This window comes from Desemzia sp. FAM 23990 (assembly GCF_045528485.1).
Taxonomy (GTDB): Bacteria; Bacillota; Bacilli; order Lactobacillales; family Carnobacteriaceae; genus Desemzia.
Genome location: NZ_JBGQQW010000017.1, coordinates 38,324 through 59,327 on the forward strand (window position 1 = coordinate 38,324; position 21,004 = coordinate 59,327).

Below are 21,004 nucleotides of genomic sequence, written 5' to 3' on the forward strand. Positions count from 1 at the left end.
ATCTTTCTAAGTCTTACATTAACTTTGCTATTTGCCGGCTCTTTTTTTGTCGGAAAAGAGAGGAAATCTGCCATAAAAAATAGTGTATTATTATGGCTGCCTTCTCTGACAACTTTTGTAACAGTGATTTTTGTGTTCTTCTTTTCAGGTATACTCTATGACGAACTAAATATTCCAACTGATAATTTTATACTTTTACTGATAGGGTATTCAACCATTATCTTCTTTCTTCATACAGCAACCTTTGTTTACAACTGTGTTCAAATGAATAAAAAGAAGCGTTATGTAAGTCATTATTAAAAAGAACTCTAAAGGAGCGATTGCTGGACAACCGCTCCTTTAGAGTTCTTTTTTGCGTGTTCTCTTTATGGATTTACTGCTTCAATTTCAGCAAACACTCCATTTGTAATAGACTTTAAATCACTTGGCGTTAATTCTACTTGCATACCTCTTTTCCCTGCTGAAACAATGATGCTCTCCATATCTTCAGCTAGAATAGATAAATAAGTAGGAAAATCCTTTTTCATGCCTATTGGCGAACAACCGCCTCGTATATAGCCCGTGGTAGCCAGCAAATCATTCATATGAAGCATGTCGATTTTTTTATTCCCGCTTGCTTTAGCCAACGCTTTTAAATCAAGTTCACTAGTTCCTGGAATGACAGCTATCACTACTCCTGTCTTATCTCCTACCGTGACCAGTGTTTTAAAAAGTTGTTCTTTAGGGACTGATAATTTTTCCATCGCATCTTTCGCGCTTAAGTGATCTTCACTCCACGGAAAAGTATGCACTTGAAAAGAAACAGCATTCTTTTCAAGTAGTCGAATTGCATTTGTTTTTTGAATTTTTGCTTTCTTTCCCATCCTAAAAACTTCTTTCTATAAAATAATCAACCTTTTTGGATAATGTACACTTTCAAGTAATTGCCTTCTTTAAAATGTGGATTGACTTTAAAATCTTCTGGAAGAGTATGCTTTTCCAGAATTCTATACCGTGATTCTTTATTCTTAAAGGCTTCATTGATAAAGGACTCAAAACGTTTGGTAGATACTGCAGCAGAGTTTGTAGATGCAATGATTGTACCGCCGTCACTCGTAATATCAATGATATCTTCTAACAACGCTGTATAATTTTTCGCTACACTGAACGTTCTTTTTTTCGAACGGGCAAAGCTGGGTGGATCGACCACTATAGTATCGAAGACCAGTTTTTTACGGACAGCATATTTGAAATAATCAAATACATCCATCACACGAATTTTATGGTTTTCCAAGCTTAACCCGTTTACAGTAAACTGTTCTTCCGTTTTAGGTAAACTGCGCTTCGCTAAATCCACACTAACGGTCTCAACAGCTCCTCCAAGAGCTGCTGCAACTGAAAAAGCACCAGTGTAGCTAAAAGTATTTAACACCCTTCTGCCAACAGAATATTTTTCCATCAGACTGTTGCGGACATGACGCTGATCAAGAAAAATCCCTGTCATCAGTCCATCATCTAAATAAGTCGCATAATGGATTCCGTTTTCTTGAATGATCAATGGTTCTGGAGCTTCTTGACCGGAAACAAATTCTGATAATAGACCGTCTGGACGCTTGTAACGGAATTTTTGATAGATCCCTTTTGCTTCAGGAACTGCTTGTTGGAAAGCTCGATAAATTGCTTGTTGGTGTTCAAAGATACCTTCGCTGTACCAAGAAAAGACGTAGTATTCTTCATATACATCAATGGTCAATCCGCCTAAGCCATCCCCTTCTCCATTAAAGAAACGATAAGCTGTCGTTGTATCATCCGCTTTTAGTGCTTCTCTCACCTCAGCAGCTTGTAAAAATAAGCGCGCGTAAAAATTTTCAGTAATGACTTCATTAGGATTCAATGTTAACACCCAGCCATTTCCTTTATTTTGTGTTGCCAGATAAGCCGTTGCCACAAAGCGATTATTTTGATCGCTTAACTTGACAAGTGTGCCCTCTTTTTCATTCAATGGCTCTACAAAGTCTTCATTGATCAATAATGGGTTGCCTTTCAATACTCGTTGAACAGCTTTTTGTTTTAATTGTAATGTTTTCACTCATAAACCTCATTCCAGTTAATATACTTCTTCTCTTATGCAAAGTATAACTTAAAGTACTTATTTAAACCTCAAGTTACTTTTTTAAACTCGATTCTTTTTTTCATATTTTCTTTTCTTTCGTATCCACTGGATAGCATGAAATAAACCAATTCCAATAAGCGTTCCAACAGTATTAAAAATCAAATCATCGATATCCGGAATACCTGTATCAAAGAAAAACTGCAGTACTTCAATAGATAGTGAGACTAAAAATCCAATAGAGAGCGTTCGAAAAAAAGAATGCTTTTTACTTAATAGATAAGCTGCTCCAAATCCCATGGGCACAAACCAGAGAATATTTCCATAGAGATTATAATAATAAGAAAACATTGACAGACCATTGGTTAACTTGATCGTCTCTACAAAAGGAACCCAATTGATCACGCTCAAAGGCTGCAAATGAATCGACACAGACGATAAGGTCGTTTCCCCACGGAAAACAGTTAAATGGATCAATAAGAGAATATAAAAGACAAAGACATTTAATATCACTTCTCGGCGCATTTTTTTAACTGGCCAACGATCTTGATGGAACCTTAAATAAAGAAATCGACACATCAACCAAACTATGAAGTAGAGCAACGAACGATCTAAACTGAAAAAAATCAGTTCAATCAAATAGAAATGATTGATCCAATCGCCGGCCAAGACTTCTGTAATATCATATAGTTCTTGTAAAAAAATCACTTTAAGCAGAAGCCTCCTTTTTATCAGCACTATTATAACTTATTATAGATACAAGTTTAAGTCTATTCTAATGTCATTTTTTATGCGTTTATAACAGGTTGTTTACCAAATTTTAACATTCTTCTGTGAAGCTTGTTCCCAAAAGATTTATCATACTACTAAAGTCTCAACTTTTCTACACTACTAAAGTCTCAACTTTTCTACTTTTAATTGACTATATTGTGTATTAATTGTAAAATATTTGTTGATGTAAGATCTAAAAAAAACAGAAAAATCAAGGAGTTCAGTACTTGATTTTATTGAAAATGTACATTTATGTTTGAGGCATTTTCAAAAAGGAGGCAACACCGTGTCAAAATTAAAACAATTACTTTCTAAACGACTGGGCTTTTTCACTTTTGCTGTCATTCTCTTCTGGCTAAAAACTTATTTAGTTTACCAGATCGAATTTGAGTTAGGTGTAGAAGGATTGATGCAGGAATTCATCTTATTCATTAATCCTATCGCGACCACAGTCTTGTTATTTTCTATCGCCCTTTACTTTTCCAAGTCTAAGAAAGCTTATACTGCCTTATTCGTTGTTTATTTCTTAACGAGCATGTTATTGTATGCAAACGTCCTTTATTACCGTGAATTCAGTGATTTCTTAACGATTTCTACCATGTTGGGTGCCGGTAAAGTAGCCAACGGGATAGGCGCCAGTGCTTTTGCTTTGTTCCGCCCTCAAGATCTTCTTTATTGGTTAGATTTTGTTGTCCTGATTTTTGTGATGTTCAATAAAAAAATCGGTATTCAAATGGATAACCGTCCAATACTGAAACGCTATGCCGTCGCAATGACTACTTTAGGTGTAACATTATTTGCTGGAAATTTAGCTTTAGCTGAAAGCGACCGTCCACAATTGCTTTTGCGTACATTCGACCGGAATTATATTGTGAAATACCTGGGAATCAACTTCTTTACCGCTTATGATGGTTATCAAACAGCTCAATCGAATCAAATCAAAGCAAGTGCTGATGAATCGGATATGGAATCTGTTCTATCTTATGTCAATGAGCACAATGCTGAACCAAACAGTGAAATGTTTGGAATTGCTAAAGATAGAAATGTGATCTATATCCACTTAGAAAGTTTCCAACAATTTTTGATCAATTACCAATTGGAAGATGAGAATGGTGAAATGCATGAAGTAACACCGTTTATCAACAGTCTTTTTGATAACGAAGACAGTTACAGTTTTGAGAACTTCTTCCATCAAGTAGGACAAGGTAAAACAGCTGATTCAGAAATGTTATTAGAGAATTCATTGTTTGGCTCTTCTCAAGGTGGAGCATTTACACAATATGGTTCTATAAACACTTTCCAATCAGCTTCTCAAATCTTGCGTTCCGAAGAGGACTATACTTCCGCTATGTTCCATGGAAATGTAGGTTCATTCTGGAACCGTGATGACACGTATAAATCTATGGGAATCGATTATTTCTTCGATGACGAATACTATACGTTCACTGAAGAAAATACATTGGAATATGGAATGAAAGATAAAATATTCTTCCAAGAATCGATCCAATATCTAGAACAATTGCCACAACCGTTTTACAGTAAATTTATCACTGTATCTAATCACTTCCCTTATCCTTTAGATGAAGCGAATGCTGATATACCAGCTGCAACAACTGGTGACAATACAATCGATAATTACTTTGTCACAGCTCATTATTTAGATCAAGCGGTTGAAGAGTTCTTCAACTATTTGAAAGAATCAGGATTATACGATAACTCAATGATCATTTTATACGGAGATCATTATGGTATTTCAAACGCACGTAACGAAACATTGGCCCCATTGTTAGGCGAAAATCCTGATGAATGGTCAGGTTATGACAATTCTATGATGCAAAGAGTTCCTGCCATTTACCATATTCCTGGTACTGGCAACGGGGAAGTATTCGATACATTTGGTGGACAAGTTGATATCTTGCCAACTACCCTTCACTTATTAGGAATTGATACAACTGACTATGTATTGATGGGTAATGATTTACTCTCTGCAGATCATGATGAGACAGTTGCCTTTAGAAATGGTGACGTGGTCACTCCTAAATACACTTTAGATGGATCAGTTATTTACGATACAGAAACTGGTGAAGTCATCGCTGAGCCTTCTGAGGAAGTATTGGCGGAAGTGGAAAAAATAAAAGAACAAGCAACTGCACAATTAAGTACGTCAGATAGTATTTTGGAAAGTGACTTGCTCCGTTTCTACACTCCTGAAGGATTGTTAGAAGACGATGTTTCTGATTACAATTACATGAATCAAGCGGATCGTTTAAGACAGCTGAATGAGAACCTTGGTGAAGATTCCACCAGCTTATATCACTTAAACGGAGATCAATCAACTGTTCCGTTGTATAAAACCAATGCACCTGAATTAGCAACAGACGCGCAAGAATCTGTTGATTCAGAACCAACAGGTACAACCGATATGGAAGAAAATACAGCAGAAACTGAATAAAATGTTAGACGGAGATGGGACATTAGTCCTATCTCTTTTTTTTGCTTTATACTAGTTAAACTGGTTCTACAACATTTGACGTTGGTGAGTAGAAAATCCATTTCTTTTTAACTCTAACTCTAACTCTATTAGAAACTCAGTTCTAGAAATTTATGGAGGAATATGGGGTTGCTTATAGCCATGAAAAGGATGCAATGAGAATTACCCCGAGTTAAGCTTCAGCTTTTACTCGGGGTTTGAAGCTTGCAAGTCTTGAGACGCGGTTTTCGGCTCAAGGCGTTCCCATGGTGTTCCATAAGCAGCCCCATAGGCCGGAAGAAATTTCTTTACCAACGTTAGAAGATGAAGAGCCGTTAAACTGTTTTTCTCCATGCTCTCTTCATACCTTTTTCATATTCTTTCTTTACAATATGAACAGTAGGCTATAGAAAGGGGTATCTAAAAAGTATGAGTCTTATAGGACGTGCAATGAAAAGCATGCGGCATCATCACATAACTACCAGTATGTTATTTATATACAACTTCCTTTTCTTAAGTTGTTTCCTGCTCCTAGGCTGTTTTATGTTGTATTTGCTTACTTCTACAGAACAGCTCGCTAGTTCTGTAGAGACTATCAAAGAATACGATACTTCTCTCTATGCCAAACCTTTTGAAGAACTAATCAGCAAAATAACTCATTTATTTTTAACTATCCAGCCACTTTTCCTCCTGCTCATCTTTATAGGGATGATTAGTATCATTTGTGTTCAGCTCCTCTTAATTCATTTTCGCAAGCAAGAATACCGCTCTTATTTATTGCTTAATGAACCATCCAGTAAGTTATGCTGTCAAATCACGTTGGAACAATTGATGGTGTTAAATGCAGCGCTGGTGTGTCTATTTATTCTATATATCTTTTTCCAATCTCAGTTGTTTGATTTCCTTTCCAGAGTTGAAAACTCTATTCTACTTGATCATGCAACTCAGACAGAAGTCATGACCATTCAATCAACTCCTGAACCCAATTCAATTATCAACGGACATGGATTTACCCGTTTTCACATACGTCCTTTCTTAGTCAGCTCTAAAAATGAACATTTATTTACGTTAGCTGTTCGACATCAATTCCCTATCATTGCGCTCTTTTTAAATGCTATTTCTTTTTGCCTCATCTATTTTTCAAATTATGTTATTTTTTATGTAACAACTAAAAAACGCTTCTGACTCTCTGTAGTTGTTTTTTTTATTGCCTTACCAATGGCTATTCGTTAAATCATATAAGGAGTGTCTTTTATGCAAAAAAAGAATCGTGACCGGCAAGATAAGCTCTATCAATTAAATCCGCAATTGTACTCCCTTTCGTCTGTAAATTACTCTTTTCAAGATCTCTTGAATTTGTTTAAACAGCATCTGGGCGATTATCCTGGAACATTGCTTCAAAAGCCTGTGGCGGTAGAATATTTAAGTCTAAAAGAAAATATTTTATTGGCTTATTCAATCGCTGATCCAAAGAATAAACACAAAGAACAAATTATTGAAGATACTTTTGAAAAATCAGGTATTGATTTAAACCATTTATCTTCCATTCCTCTTGCTGATCTTCCGCTTGAAACGATTTTAAAGGTGCAATTGGTGACTCATTTTCTTTGCCAAACTAAAATTATTTTATTGGATAATTGGATCGCTAAATTACCAGAAAAGGATATGAAAGAAGTGACGCTGTTTTTGAAACATGTTTGTCGGCAACAAGGATGTGCGATTTTGATTTATACATCCAATAATACGGTTATGAAACAATGTGATGAAACTATTTACCTAGACTCTTTTTTATCCGTATCTTAGATTCTGATGGTTGTTCCAATGCACTATTATCTCTACGTCAAAGAAGAACGAGTCAATTTTAACTATATTCAAAATTGACTAGCAAATTCGAAAAAGCAGAAGATTGGATGATTGTTTCATTCATTCTTCTGCTTTTTACATTGTTTTCTTACAACTTTATTTGAGCAGACCTTAATGAGATACGATTTTTTGTTCAATCCGCTAACTCAAGGCAATCTTCTACTGGCTATATTGATATAATCCATGCATAAAAAAGACCCTTTCTCCAAATTTAAAGGAATTAACCATCAAAATTTGGGAATGAGTCTTTTTAAACGAGGTTTCTCCCCGCTCCTTCTATTTCCTATTTCACTACGCCAGTAGGAAACTGGATAACTGTCTTAGTTGACTATGTTTTATCCGAGTTACTTTTTTTGTAAAAATACATCTGATTATTTTTCTGGCGTATTCAACTTAGATTTAGCTGGAAAAATAATCGTGAAAGTACTGCCTTTTCCGACTTCACTTTTTACAGAGATTTTTCCTCCATGCAATTGAACTAATTGATGGACGATAGCTAATCCTAGACCAGATTCTCCATATTTAGTACTCTTTCTGGAGGCGTCTGCTTTATAGTACCGTTCCCATATATTCCGAACTTCCTCTTCAGTCATGCCGATTCCAGTATCTGTAATAGTGATGATACTGCCCTCTAAATCTTTTTCAGCAGTAATGGTTATTAACCCATTCTCTGTAAATTGAATAGCATTTTGTACTAAATTGACTACGATTTGTACGAATCGGTCATAATCTGCATAGAACTCTAATTCTTCAGAACAACTAAATTGAAGTTGATTATTAGCCGACTGCGCTTTGCCTTTTAACTGTTCGACGATGGTTTCTAAAGCATTGTATGCATTAAATGATTGCTTTCTTAAATAAATTTGATTGGAACGGATTTTTTCGTAATCCAGATTCTCATTTACTAAGCGAATCAAGCGACGTGTTTCATTTTGCATCAACTGTAAACTTCTTGTCTTTTGATTTTCTGGAATCATGTCATGTTCCAGCCCTTCCAACAGGCCATTGATCGTTGTTAAAGGTGTTCGCATCTCATGAGCAGCATCGGCCATAAATTGCCTTCTCCGATCTTCTTGACGCTCAATCTCTTGCTGAGACTCTTTCAATGAGCGAGCCATGCTATTAAAGTCTTTTGCTAAATCATCGAATTCATCTTGTCCACTACTTTCTAAATGAACCTCAAAATCCCCTTTTGCTACACGGTGAGTTGCATTTCTTAGTCGATTGATACGTCCTACTTGATAACGAGTAAACAATAAAGCAATCACAATCGCACCTAAAGAAGAGATCACAAACGCTGTAAAGAGATTGCTGCGCATTTCTCTTAAATTTTCTTCAATCCCGCTAATTGGAGAGCTGATTCCTATAAAACCAGCAAAGTCTCCATTCGTTTGAGAAAAGAACGGTAAATAAACCAAAGCAATTTCGACTTGGTTACCGAAAAAATCTTTATCCTGAATAGTTAACGTGATTCTCTCTCCATTTTTCAACTGTGCAAAGTTTTCATCGGAGATTCCACTGGAATATGAAACTGCAGTTGATGGATAAGCCATTTGGTTTTCACTGTTAAAAACCGTGACAACGACCTCTTGATTCTGCAAAACAAATTGAGCATCTTCCAGTTGGTCCTCTTGTAAATCTCCGTCCACAAGAGCTTCTGCGTAACCGAATAGCAGCTCTTCTGTATCATGATAAGTAGAGTTACGGGTAAATTCCAGAAAAATAACTGTCATAATAATCAATAGTGTGATCATCACTACAAAAAAGGCCAGCATTTGTTGGTAAAAATATTTTATTTTCATCAATCATCCAACCTCCTCGTTCGACAGTCTTTCGCCACTCGGAATAAATTAAACACTGATTTCTGAATCATCAAATTTATACCCTACTCCCCATACGGTTTGAATGACTTGAGATCCATTTTTATCAATTTTCTGACGCAACTTCTTGATATGAGCATCGACCGTTCTTTCGTCTCCAAAATATTCGTAATCCCAAACGATTGCTAGTAACTGCTCTCTTGAGAAAACTTGTTTGGGACTCGCTGCCATTGTATAAAGCAATTCAAATTCTTTCGGAGTCAGCCCATCAATTGGTTTGTCGTATAAAAAAGCTTCTCTTGTCTTCTTATTGATTTTTAAATACGTTGTTTCGATCTCAAATTCTGAAGAAGTACTTTTTTCAGCTTCTTCCATGCCTAAATCGGCTCTTCTGTGCAAAGCTTTTATACGAGCAATAAGTGTTAAGGGACTAAAAGGTTTTGTAACGTAATCATCTGCTCCCATTTCCAAGCCAATAACTTGGTCGCTTTCAGTATCTTTAGCTGTCAGCATGATAATAGGCACAGACACAGACACTTTACGTATTTCACGGCAGATCTGCATCCCGTCCATGCTAGGTAAGTTTAAATCTAAAATCACCAAATCCCATTGGTCTTTTTCCTGCATGAACTTTTCAAGACCCTCTTTTCCATCTTGTATAAAATCAGCTTGCCAGTTTTCTTTTTGGAAAAACATATCCATCATTTCACCTACAGATGGGTTGTCCTCAATCATTAAAATTTTCAAAATATCCCCTCTTCCATCCCGCTTTCTTTCCATTATACTCTATTTTCAAGGACTTCTAAAGAAACATATCACAAACAATCAATGGATTTAAAAGAGTTTTTTCAATAAAAGATATCTTTTTAAAAAACTTTTGTTATAGTATGGTAGTATTTGAAATCGTTTCAGTAGGAATGTCTATGAAATATTTAAGTGGTGTAACCGCACTTTGCTGCGCTTTTTGGAAGCACATTTATCTTATTGGAGAAATCAAATCGGCTTTCTATGTTTATGCATTTATTTTATTTCTAGTAGCGATTTATTCTTTCTACTTATTTTTTAAGAACAAAAGATATAAACTCACTCTATTCAGCTATACTTTCATAAATAAAGAGGAACGAGATTTTACACTCGCTCCTCTTCAGTCACTTCAGCATCCGTTTTTAGTTTCCAACATTTGCAGCTGCTGCATTTTCAGTCGTTTGAAGTACAGGTATATTGGGTACTTGGACCGGCTGACTTGTTTCTTCTTTTGGTTTATTGGATAAAAATTGAACTGTATTCACTACCATCTCGACAACGTAAATAGTTTCATTTTCTTTATTCAGATAGGACCTTGATTGCATCCTCCCTGTTAAGCCAATGAGATTTCCTTTTTTACAATACTGATGCAGTAAAACAGCTGTCTTATTCCAAGCTACGATCGGAATAAAATCGGTATCTTGCCCACTATCTTTTTTAAACGCCATGGGGATAGCTATGGTATTATTAACCACCTGTTTTCCCTCTCCTAATTCTTTCAACTCAATATCTCTCACTATTCTTCCTATCACACTGACTTGATTCATATGAACCCTCCTATTTTTTTATAGATAGTATAATATAGGCAAAAAAAGTCAGATTCGTTAATTTATCTAAAAAAAAAAGACCTTATACACACTTAACTCGGAAGGTAAGTATATCTAAGATCAGATTTAGGTTTTTACGTTAATTAAGGATAGTGGGGCTTTTAAAGTAATTAAAAATGTTTTCCCAAATAGCCGGATCAAAAACTCCAGCCGGTTCGCCATCTCCGAGTACTCCATATCCAACCATTGCTCCAATAACAAACGCCAGGACGATTAATACAATGACAAGCATGATTTTTAACACAAAATACAACGTATTGATTAAAATTTTCTTCTTAGTCATTGTTCCACCTCTTTAGCACAAATTTAAAATCTACGGTTCTTTTTAGACATATTTTCCAAAAGAATTCCTGTTCCTAATGCAACAGAATCCAACGGATGTTCAGCAGTAAATACAGGAACTTTTAATTCTTCAGTAAATAACTGTTCAATACCATCCAGTAAAGCTCCACCACCAGTTAAAATGATTCCGCGGTCAATAATATCTGCAGATAATTCTGGAGGAGTTTGTTCTAGCACTACTTTAGCTACTTCAACAATTTGCATCATTGGATCTGCTGTCGCTATTTGCACTTCATTAGAAGTGATCGTTATCGTTCTAGGTAAACCAGAAACCATGTCACGTCCACGAACTTCCATTGAATCTTCGCGACGTCCTTTAAAGACAGTTCCGATTTCTTTTTTGATCGTTTCAGCAGTACGTTCACCGATCAATAATTTGTGAGTTTTTTTCACGTATTGAATGATCTCATTATCTAATGTATCACCGGCAACTTTTATAGAACGGCTTGTAACAATCCCGCCCATTGACAATACCGCTATATCACTTGTACCGCCACCGATATCAATGACCATATTTCCGCTTGGTTGGAAAATGTCCATTCCAGCACCAATAGCTGCTACTTTAGGTTCTTCTTCTAAGAACACATTTTTACCGCCGCTTTTTTCAGCTGCTTCAATGATCGCTTTTTGCTCGATCGCAGTAATGTTTGTTGGACAGCAAATTAAAATATTCGGTTTTGATAAAAATCCTTTTACATTCAATTTATCAATAAAGTGAGTCAGCATTGCTTCTGTAGTATCAAAATCAGCTATAACGCCGCCTTCTAATGGACGAATAGCTTTTATGTTTCCAGGTGTACGTCCCACCATTAAGTACGCTTCTTCTCCGACTGCTAATACTTTCTTAGTCATTACATCAATAGCAACAACTGAAGGCTCGTTTAAAACGATTCCTTTTCCTTTTACATGTATTAATACATTGGCAGTACCTAAATCTATTCCAATATCTTTAGCCATTTGTTTTGTTCTCCTCTCAGGCCATTATTAACCATGGTGACAATAGTAAATGTAACCATCTAACAAATTATAGCACAAAACAATTTAATAGGAAAAGACGTTTTGAAATTTATTGTAAATGTAATACTACTGTACCACTTTTGTCCCTGAGAAGAGCGTAAAAACGACAATGATCGGCATTCACCTCAACATTATCGTTTTTATTTTTTCTTCATTTAATCAATCATATAAAACAAGAATTGATTCTATACGAATAAGTCGGATAATTCTTTTTCTGTATTTTCACTCGAAATAGAATCATCTACACGGATAACATCTCCGCTTAATTGTTTCAGTTTTTGATGGAATTGATAATAGCCGCGATCTAAGTGTTCCAAGTGAGTTACTGTTGTATATCCTTTAGAGACTAACCCAGCAAGGATCAAAGCTGCAGCTGCTCTTAAATCGGTAGCAGAAACCTCTGCTCCTTGTAATGCTGCGCTTCCTGAGATAATGACCGTCTGTCCTTCTACTTTGAAGTCAGCGTCCATACGACGTAATTCTTCCATGTGCATGAAGCGGTTTTCGAATACTGTTTCTTTCATGACACTTGTACCTTGTGCAAGAACTTGGGCTACAGACATTTGTGCCTGCATATCTGTTGGAAATCCAGGGTGAGGCATAGTTTTTACATCCGTAGCTTTTAACACTTTAGGACCCATAACACGCATTCCTTTTGATTTCATCTCAAAAGCAACGCCCATTTCTTTTAATTTTGAAATCAAAGGTTTGTTGTGCTCTGGAATCGCATCTTCAATAAAGACATCTCCATTTGTGATAGCAGCCGCTACCATGAACGTACCTGCTTCAATACGATCAGGAATGATACTGTGAGTTGCTGAATGTAATTCTTTTGTCCCCTCGATACGAATCGTTTCGGTACCGGCGCCAACAACTTTAGCTCCCATACGATTTAAGAAAATAGCTAAATCCACTATTTCAGGCTCACGTGCTACGTTTTCGATAGTCGTTACGCCTTCTGCTAAAGTAGCTGCCATCATAATATTTTGAGTAGCTCCAACACTAGGAAAATCTAAGTAAATATGAGCTCCATGTAATTGATCAGCAAAAGCTTCAATATAGCCGCTCTCAATGTTGATTTTAGCCCCCATTGCTTCAAAGCCTTTTAAATGCAGATCAATCGGTCTTGTTCCAATTGCGCATCCTCCTGGCAAAGCTACCTTTGCGTGCCCTAAACGAGCTAATAAAGGCCCCATTACGACAATAGAAGCGCGCATTTTACTCATGTACTCAAAAGGAGCTTCAAAATTCAATCCCTTTGTAGCATCTAAGCTAATTTCTTTTTTATCTTGGTTAAAATCAACCTCTAAGTTTAAGTGTCTCAATACTTGGTTTAAAGTGAATATGTCTGATAAGATAGGAACATTGGTTAATTTAGTTTGGCCTTCACTTGCTAAGATAGAAGCAGCTAAAATGGGTAATACAGCGTTTTTTGCGCCTTCAACCTTAACAGTACCCTCGAGGCGTTTGCCTCCTCGAACAATAATTTTTTCCATTTTTATATCCCTCCGAATATGAGTTGCTTTCCGGATTTCTCTAGAAATTAATTCTAGAACCAAAACAAATCCATACAACTTTGTGCATTATAGCATAAGCAAATTGTAGAAAACAATTGAAATCAGCATTTGTCATAAAGTTATCACGACTTGATTATTCAAGAAGAAAGAGTAAATTTTGCGAAGATAAAATAAATTCAATAAAAAATGTACTCACTAAATAGCCAATAGCAATTGAAACCAATAGATAAAGTACTTTTGCTTGACTGACATGATACTTTCGTATGATTTTTTCTACACGAACAGCTTGCAGTGCCCAAAAAGTCAATAATATAAAAAATATATGGGATATTAATGTGCCAGCTGCTTGAATACCAATAAAGTTCATTCCTCATCTACCTCTCTCTTCTTACAAATAGTAACACAATTGTAATCTTTTTACATGAAACTTGTTTGTGATAACGTTATCAATAGCATTTTTTTAATCCATTTACATTAAATTCTAATAAATTTAGTCTGTTCTCTTTCCTTTTGCCCGTCTATATAGGTAATTTGCATTTCCCTAACTATCTTACTACATAAAAGCAAAAAAACGGCCAAAAAGGATTTCCTTTTTGGCCGTTTTTGAGATTAGCTACAATCTTTTATTTTTCGATACATTGATCCGATTAAGTGCTTTGTGCAGAGAAATCGAAGCACGTTTATAATCTTGATTGGATTTAATCCCCGATAAACGTTGCATATTTTCTTCAGCACGGTGTTTTTCTTCAAAGGCTCTCTCGATATCAATATCACGGGCTCTTTCAGCACTATCTGCTACAATAGAGCAAATATTATTTCTAACTTCCAGTACTCCGCCATTTACAGCTACCCAGTCCTCTGTATCAATGGATATTCGCTTTATACGAACAGCATGAATGGCTAACGGAACAATGATAGGAGTATGGTTAGGTAAAATACTGATGTCTCCATCTACTGCTCTAGCACTTACCATAGAAGCTCTGTGATCATATATAACTCCTGATGGCGCGACTATTTGCACACGTAATTCCGCCATTCGTCATTCCTCCTCTTGAAAAGCACTTATTTAAGAGTAATCCCTCAATCAGTGCTTTTGCTTTAGTGGATTAGTATTTCATTTTTTCTGCTTTTTTAACTGCTTCTTCGATTCTTCCCACATTTCGGAAAGCATCTTCTGGAAGATCATCATAACGTCCATCTAAAATTTCTTTAAACCCTTTAACTGTTTCAGCTACAGGTACATAAGAACCAGGTAACCCTGTAAAAGCTTCAGCTACATGAAAGTTTTGAGACAAGAACAATTGAACTCTTCGTGCTCTGGATACAACGATTTTTTCGTGATCCGATAATTCATCCATACCTAAAATAGCAATAATATCTTGCAATTCTTGGTAGCGTTGCAGCGTATGTTGGACTTCTGTGGCGACCTCATAATGTTCCTCTCCTACAATTTCTGGAGAAAGAGCACTTGATGAAGACGCTAATGGATCAACTGCCGGATAGATTCCTTGTTCAGTTAATCGACGTTCTAAGTTTGTTGTAGCATCCAAGTGGGCAAAAGTTGTTGCTGGGGCGGGGTCAGTATAATCATCCGCAGGCACATAAATAGCTTGAATAGAAGTAATCGACCCTCTTGTTGTAGAAGTGATCCGTTCTTGCAATTGTCCCATCTCAGTTGCCAATGTTGGTTGATAACCAACAGCTGAAGGCATACGGCCAAGCAAAGCAGAAACTTCCGAACCAGCTTGTGTAAATCGATAAATATTATCAATAAAGAGCAAAACATCTTGACCAGCTTCATCTCTAAAGTACTCTGCCATTGTCAAACCTGTTAAAGCTACCCGCATCCGTGCACCAGGCGGCTCATTCATTTGACCAAACACCATAGCTGTACGTTTGATAACCCCAGAATCGATCATTTCAAAATAAAGATCATTCCCTTCACGTGTTCGTTCTCCTACTCCAGCAAAAACAGAAATTCCGCCGTGTTCTTCGGAGATATTGTGAATCAATTCTTGGATCAACACTGTTTTCCCAACACCAGCTCCACCGAATAATCCAATTTTCCCACCTTTTAAATAAGGCGCAAGTAAATCAATAACTTTGATCCCCGTTTCCAAAATAGATGTGCTGGCTTCTAATTCATTAAAAGAAGGAGCTGTCCGGTGAATTGGATCTCGTCTAGTATCTTCACTAAAAGGTTCTTTTTGATCAATTGGTTCTCCTAGAACATTGAACATACGGCCCAATGTCTCTTCCCCAACAGGTACAGAAATTGGGCTGCCAGTACTTTTCACCCGCATTCCTCTTTGTAATCCGTCAGTAGATTCCATTGCGATAGTACGTACTACTCCATTCCCAAGTTGCAAAGAAACTTCTAGAATAACTGTTTCTTCTTGAGAAGAGCCCGAATTGTTGCTTGACTGTTCATCGGTTCCTGCTTCAACTACTAAAGCATAGTTGATTTCAGGAAGAGTTCCGTTTAATGGGAATTCTACATCGACAACCGGACCAATTACTTGCACAATATGACCAGTACTCATTCCTCTTCCTCCCATTCACTTACCGTGTAATTCATTTTTTATTTTAATCCTTCAGTTCCGCCTATAATTTCGGTAATTTCTTCAGTTATAGCGGCTTGTCTAGCACGATTGTATTTAATCGATAAGTCATCGATAATTTTTTTCGCGTTGTCTGTTGCACCTTTCATGGCCGTCATACGCGCGGCATGCTCAGCTGTTTTAGCATCTAAAATAGCCCCATAAAGTAAACTTTCAGCATATTGCGGCAACAGTAAATCTAATATTTCTTCCTTGGAAGGCTCATAAATATAATCTTGTTCAAATTCTAATTTATCAGCTTCTGAAACATCTAAGTCTGTTAAGGGCAATATTTTTTCGGCTCTGTATTGGAATGTAATCGTATTTACATGATGATTGTAGCAAAGATACAACTCATCAAAGACTTCATTTTTATACATTTCTACAATTTGACGAGCCACTGCTCGTATTTCATCAAATGCGGGCTGATCACTCAAGTTGTCTAACTCATAAACAACATTCATGCCCCGATTTTTAAAGAATTCAGCAGCTGTTCGACCAATAGCCATAAAAATATACTCATCGGGAGACTGATGGTCTCGTTGGATCATATCGATCGTCGTTTTAATTACTGAACTGTTGTAAGCTCCAGCTAAACCAGTATCCGAGCTGATGATGATGTAGCCTGTTTTTTTAACTGGTCGTTCAATCAACATATCATGAAAATTAATGTTCGAAGGAGAATTCGTACCAATAAGGTCGGAATCCTCCAATAACGCTAATTGCGTTTGTGCTAGGTGAACGACCATTTCTCTAACTTTAGAAGAATAAACTTGAAACCCCTTATTGAGCTGTTCTTGTTTACCCAACTTTGCTGCTGAGACCATTTGCATAGCCTTGGTGATATTGCTTGTTTTCTTCGTCGATTGAATACGTTTTTTAATATCTTGTAAGGATTCTGCCACTTTTATTCACCGCCTTAACTTAGGATCCTCTTTTAGCGATTGATGTCAGTATAAGTTGCGTTAAACGCTGTATTGAATTCTGAAAGGACCGCATCTAATTCCTCTTCAGCAGGGAGATCTTTTGTTTCTTGTATTTCAGTTAGGATTTCGTTGTGCTGATTATCCAAAAATACATACAATTGCTTTTCATAGTTTCTTAGTGAACGTACAGGGATTGAATCAAGGAATCCATGTGTCAAAGCATAAAAAATAATGACTTGTTTTTCAACTGGAATTGGATTATGCAAATCTTGTTTTAATACTTCTACTGTTCTTTGTCCACGATTTAATTTTGCTTGCGTAGCTGCATCTAAATCAGATCCGAATTGAGTAAAAGACTCTAATTCTCTATAACTCGCTAAATCCAGACGCAAAGTACCAGAGACTTTCTTCATCGCTTTGATTTGAGCCGATCCCCCCACACGAGATACCGATAAGCCAGCTGCTATAGCAGGTCTTACTCCAGAATAGAACAATTCATTTTCCAAGAAAATCTGTCCATCTGTGATCGAGATTACGTTGGTTGGAATATAAGCTGAAATATCTCCTGCTTGTGTTTCTACGAAAGGAATAGCTGTCATAGAACCGCCACCCAAAGCGTCGCTTAGTTTTGCTGCTCTTTCTAATAGACGAGAGTGCAAGTAAAAGACATCTCCAGGATAAGCTTCACGACCTGGCGGACGACGCAACAGCAAAGAAAGTTCTCGATAGGCCGCTGCTTGTTTACTTAAATCATCAAATACGATCAAAACGTGTTTTCCTTTGTACATAAACTCTTCACCCATTGCTAAACCTGAGTAAGGCGCAATGTAAAGTAAAGGTGCAGGTTGCGAAGCACTAGCTGTTACGATAATTGTGTATTCTAAAGCACCATAACGTTTCAACGTTTCTACTTGAGACCGTACAGTAGATTCTTTTTGACCGATAGCTACATAAATACAAATAGTGTCTTTACCTTTTTGATTTAAGATAGTATCGATAGCTAAACTGGTTTTACCCGTTTTACGGTCACCGATAACCAATTCACGTTGGCCTCTTCCAATAGGAACAAGGGCATCAATAGCTTTGATACCTGTTTGTAAAGGTTCTTTAACGGATTGACGCTGCATTACTCCAGGAGCTTCTGTTTCAACTTCACGGGTTTGAGAAGTTTGAATATCCCCAAGGCCGTCAACAGGTTGTCCTAGCGGATTGACAACACGGCCAATAAGTTCTTCCCCTACTGGAACTTCCATGATACGGCCAGTACGTTTTACTTTATCGCCTTCACGAATTCCGTCAAACGCACCTAGTATAATAATCCCTACGTCATCTACTTCTAAGTTTTGAGCCATTCCGTAAACACCATTTGCAAATTCTACAAGTTCACCTGACATCACGTTTTTCAACCCAAACGCACGAGCAATTCCGTCTCCGACATAACTAACTGTTCCGACTTCATCAATAACCAACTCATTGCTGTAACCTTCAATTTGATTTTTTATCAGCATACTAATTTCTTCAGCTTTCTTGCCCATTTACTTCTCACCTCTTTAAAGTCATTCTAGATCAAAGAATTTGTTTTTTTAATTTTTCAAAATTGAAGCGCACACTGCCATCAATAACTTGATCTTCCGTTTCGATAATAACGCCGCCCAAAATTTCAGGCTTCACAAATTCATTGAAAATAACTTTTTTTGCTTTCATTTTTTTAGCAAAAGCATCCGTTAAACGTTGTTTTTGTTCTTCTGTTAAAGGAACCGCAGTAGTTACTTTTGCGACTACTGTTCGATTATGGTAGTCATAAATTTTTTCAAATTCATTCACAATATGATTTAATCCACTCATCAGCTGATAATCATAGATAGTGTGGACAAAACTTTTTGTTAATTCAGTAAAGTTCTGCAAAAGATCGTGCATCACCTGCTCTTTATTTGCTTTTTCAATAGCTTTATTATCAAAAAACGCTCCTAAATCAGGGTTATTCTGCAAAATCTGACGAACATCCATCATATTGTCAAAAACAACATTCAATTGTCCTTTTTCTCGAGCATCCTCATAAAAAGCTCGTGCTAATTGTCCATCATCCATATTCCTATTCAGTTTCATTTGAATCAGCCAACCTTTCGATAAATTCATCGACTAATTGAGCATGGGTTTGGCCATCAATTTCTTTTCCGATCAATTTTTCAGCTATTTGAAGAGATAATTGACTAATTTCACTTTTTGCTTCATCAAGTGCTCTTTGTCTCTCAAACTCGACGTCCATTTTAGCTTGCTTTTTCATTTGAGCAATAGACTGTTTCGTTTCTTCAAGTAAGTCTTTTTCGATTTTGGCTGCATTCGTTTGTGCTTGTTCAATAATGATTGCTGATTCTTTTTGCATATCTGCTAATTTATTTTGTTGTTCCGTTGCTAGGCGGCTAGCTTCTTCTTTGGCATTTTTTGCATTATCCAAATCATTGGCTATCGTTTCTGAACGCTTTTCCATCATTTCAGTAACTGGTTTCCATGCGAATTTCTTCAATAATAGTAATAAAATTAAGAAAGAAATAAGTACTACCAGTGTGTTACCCGCACTAGTAGCAGCGCCTAAAGCTAATTGGTTGAACATTCCTTGTTGCTCCTCCCATTTTACCCAAATATTTACATAAGCTTCGTCTCTTCCTTCGACAATCAAAGTTATTTAGATGGTTACTTTTTTCTATACACTTATTATTGAAATACAAGGATAAACGCAATAACAACGCCCATGATTGGAATCGCCTCTACTAAACCAACACCGATATACATTAATGTTTGTAGTTCACCCTTCATTTCTGGTTGACGTGCGATAGACTCTACTGTTTTTGAAATGACACGACTTGATCCAAGTGCCGCTCCTATTGCTGCTCCTGCTACTGCAATTGCTGCTCCGATTAAACCCATTATAATTTCCTCCTTGTTTGTAATAACTCATTTTTTATATTTCGTACACTATTTTGCTTCTATATATTCTTCGTGCTTGACAGTTTCTTCATGACCTATTTTATGAGAAATGTACACCATACTTAAAGTAGTAAAGACAAATGCTTGAATACTTCCTATAAATACAGAAAAGGCTTGCCATGCTATTTGAAGAGGCACTCCTACGATCCAAGTTACTGCTCCAAAACTATTGGCTAAACCAGCGATCAGACCAATCAAAATTTCTCCAGCAAATATATTACCATATAAACGCAAAGCTAAGGTCAATGTATTTGTAAACTCTTCAAAGAGTTTTATAGGCAACAGGAACGGTACCGGACGTATATAACTATTTAAGAAATAGTTTTTAAATCCTTGTTCTTGAACCCCGAAGAAATGTGACAACAAAATCACCATCATTGCCAAAGATAACGTTACGATCGGGTCGGCAGTAGGACTCTTCCACCACTGGATATCATCTATCACTAACACTAAAGGCAACCCTAACATGTTAGAGACAAATACAAATAAGAACAATGTAAATCCAAGTAATTTAAAACGGTCTCCACGTTTTCCCGGAATCGACGTTGACACAATATTGCTTACAAAATCGATGACCCATTCTATAAAATTTTGTTTACCTGTTGGTTTAAGTTGCAAGTTGCGCGTACAAATAAAAACAATCAAAAAAACGATCACGCATGTTGCGACTGTTACTAGTGTGGTAGTGAGATCAAAGCTTAACCCCAGAAATTCTCTAGTCAATGTTTCATGTTCCAATACTTTCACCTTCTTTCTCAAGAATCAATCTTTATAATAGAAACTTTTTCTGATGCAGGACAAAAAAAACCTGTTTTTTGTCTCTCTTATCAGACAATTGACATCATACCACCAAGCGAAATTAATTTCAAAGAAATTATGTGAAATTAGAATAAATAGTTTTAACTACTGGTATAAAAACGTTTTTAAACAACCAACCACTTGCTTTTCACAAACTTTTGAACCGTTTACACTT

Annotated in this window: 21 protein-coding genes; 3 read left to right on the top strand and 18 right to left on the bottom strand. The window is 36.5% G+C overall.

What is annotated here, in order from left to right:
• Nucleotides 1–365 precede the first annotated feature (365 nt).
• The 3 genes from ybaK to ACEN4I_RS08020 form a co-directional block, all read right to left on the bottom strand.
• A complete protein-coding gene (gene ybaK / locus ACEN4I_RS08010) occupies nucleotides 366–863 on the bottom strand; it encodes a Cys-tRNA(Pro) deacylase (protein WP_407102698.1) in 498 nt (165 codons plus the stop codon).
• Nucleotides 864–889: 26 nt separating this feature from the next.
• Entirely contained in the window at nucleotides 890–2,068 is a 1,179-nt protein-coding gene (locus tag ACEN4I_RS08015) for a class I SAM-dependent rRNA methyltransferase (RefSeq protein WP_407102699.1), read from the bottom strand.
• Between the two features lie 84 nt (nucleotides 2,069–2,152).
• Entirely contained in the window at nucleotides 2,153–2,797 is a 645-nt protein-coding gene (locus tag ACEN4I_RS08020) for a VanZ family protein (RefSeq protein WP_407096504.1), read from the bottom strand.
• Nucleotides 2,798–3,146: 349 nt separating this feature from the next.
• On the opposite strand from ACEN4I_RS08020, the gene ACEN4I_RS08025 reads away from it, so the two are divergent.
• From ACEN4I_RS08025 to ACEN4I_RS08035, 3 genes are all read left to right on the top strand, one after another.
• Nucleotides 3,147–5,312, top strand: coding sequence for an LTA synthase family protein (locus ACEN4I_RS08025; RefSeq protein ID WP_407102700.1), 2,166 nt, complete (start codon nucleotides 3,147–3,149; stop codon nucleotides 5,310–5,312).
• Between the two features lie 561 nt (nucleotides 5,313–5,873).
• The gene (locus ACEN4I_RS08030) at nucleotides 5,874–6,515 is read left to right on the top strand and encodes a hypothetical protein (protein ID WP_407102701.1); all 642 of its coding nucleotides are present in this window, start codon (nucleotides 5,874–5,876) and stop codon (nucleotides 6,513–6,515) included.
• A gap of 69 nt (nucleotides 6,516–6,584) precedes the next feature.
• A complete protein-coding gene (locus ACEN4I_RS08035; RefSeq protein WP_407096507.1) occupies nucleotides 6,585–7,133 on the top strand; it encodes a hypothetical protein in 549 nt (182 codons plus the stop codon).
• Nucleotides 7,134–7,564: 431 nt separating this feature from the next.
• Here the strand turns inward: ACEN4I_RS08035 and ACEN4I_RS08040 are convergent, their stop codons facing one another.
• From ACEN4I_RS08040 to atpB, 15 genes are all read right to left on the bottom strand, one after another.
• Entirely contained in the window at nucleotides 7,565–8,995 is a 1,431-nt protein-coding gene (locus tag ACEN4I_RS08040; RefSeq protein WP_407096537.1) for an ATP-binding protein, read from the bottom strand.
• 48 nt (nucleotides 8,996–9,043) lie between these two features.
• Nucleotides 9,044–9,760: a response regulator gene (locus ACEN4I_RS08045; RefSeq protein ID WP_407102702.1), complete on the bottom strand. Its 717-nt coding sequence runs from the start codon at nucleotides 9,758–9,760 to the stop codon at nucleotides 9,044–9,046.
• A 419-nt stretch (nucleotides 9,761–10,179) separates the two neighbouring features.
• Nucleotides 10,180–10,584, bottom strand: coding sequence for a single-stranded DNA-binding protein (locus ACEN4I_RS08050; protein WP_407096509.1), 405 nt, complete (start codon nucleotides 10,582–10,584; stop codon nucleotides 10,180–10,182).
• A gap of 139 nt (nucleotides 10,585–10,723) precedes the next feature.
• Entirely contained in the window at nucleotides 10,724–10,927 is a 204-nt protein-coding gene (locus ACEN4I_RS08055) for a DNA-directed RNA polymerase subunit beta (RefSeq protein WP_407102703.1), read from the bottom strand.
• Between the two features lie 23 nt (nucleotides 10,928–10,950).
• Nucleotides 10,951–11,943 (bottom strand): rod shape-determining protein, encoded by a 993-nt coding sequence (locus ACEN4I_RS08060; protein ID WP_407096511.1) that lies wholly within the window; start codon nucleotides 11,941–11,943, stop codon nucleotides 10,951–10,953.
• A 245-nt stretch (nucleotides 11,944–12,188) separates the two neighbouring features.
• Nucleotides 12,189–13,499, bottom strand: a complete 1,311-nt coding sequence (gene murA / locus ACEN4I_RS08065) for a UDP-N-acetylglucosamine 1-carboxyvinyltransferase (protein ID WP_407096512.1) — start codon at nucleotides 13,497–13,499, stop codon at nucleotides 12,189–12,191.
• Between the two features lie 154 nt (nucleotides 13,500–13,653).
• Complete coding sequence (locus ACEN4I_RS08070; protein ID WP_407096513.1) at nucleotides 13,654–13,887, bottom strand: DUF1146 family protein; 234 nt, start codon at nucleotides 13,885–13,887, stop codon at nucleotides 13,654–13,656.
• A 246-nt stretch (nucleotides 13,888–14,133) separates the two neighbouring features.
• On the bottom strand, nucleotides 14,134–14,556 hold the full coding sequence (locus ACEN4I_RS08075; protein ID WP_407096514.1) for a F0F1 ATP synthase subunit epsilon: 423 nt from the start codon (nucleotides 14,554–14,556) through the stop codon (nucleotides 14,134–14,136).
• A 70-nt stretch (nucleotides 14,557–14,626) separates the two neighbouring features.
• Entirely contained in the window at nucleotides 14,627–16,063 is a 1,437-nt protein-coding gene (atpD, locus tag ACEN4I_RS08080) for a F0F1 ATP synthase subunit beta (protein WP_407096515.1), read from the bottom strand.
• 38 nt (nucleotides 16,064–16,101) lie between these two features.
• The gene (locus tag ACEN4I_RS08085) at nucleotides 16,102–17,025 is read right to left on the bottom strand and encodes a F0F1 ATP synthase subunit gamma (RefSeq protein ID WP_407096516.1); all 924 of its coding nucleotides are present in this window, start codon (nucleotides 17,023–17,025) and stop codon (nucleotides 16,102–16,104) included.
• 32 nt (nucleotides 17,026–17,057) lie between these two features.
• A complete protein-coding gene (gene atpA, locus ACEN4I_RS08090; protein WP_407102704.1) occupies nucleotides 17,058–18,581 on the bottom strand; it encodes a F0F1 ATP synthase subunit alpha in 1,524 nt (507 codons plus the stop codon).
• 31 nt (nucleotides 18,582–18,612) lie between these two features.
• Entirely contained in the window at nucleotides 18,613–19,152 is a 540-nt protein-coding gene (gene atpH / locus ACEN4I_RS08095) for an ATP synthase F1 subunit delta (RefSeq protein WP_407102705.1), read from the bottom strand.
• Nucleotides 19,139–19,657, bottom strand: a complete 519-nt coding sequence (gene atpF / locus ACEN4I_RS08100; protein WP_407126170.1) for a F0F1 ATP synthase subunit B — start codon at nucleotides 19,655–19,657, stop codon at nucleotides 19,139–19,141. The genes atpH and atpF overlap by 14 nt, the downstream gene beginning before the upstream one ends.
• 101 nt (nucleotides 19,658–19,758) lie before the next feature.
• Nucleotides 19,759–19,971, bottom strand: coding sequence for a F0F1 ATP synthase subunit C (gene atpE / locus ACEN4I_RS08105; protein ID WP_407096520.1), 213 nt, complete (start codon nucleotides 19,969–19,971; stop codon nucleotides 19,759–19,761).
• A gap of 48 nt (nucleotides 19,972–20,019) precedes the next feature.
• Nucleotides 20,020–20,769 (bottom strand): F0F1 ATP synthase subunit A, encoded by a 750-nt coding sequence (atpB, locus tag ACEN4I_RS08110; protein ID WP_407102707.1) that lies wholly within the window; start codon nucleotides 20,767–20,769, stop codon nucleotides 20,020–20,022.
• Nucleotides 20,770–21,004: the final 235 nt, after the last annotated feature.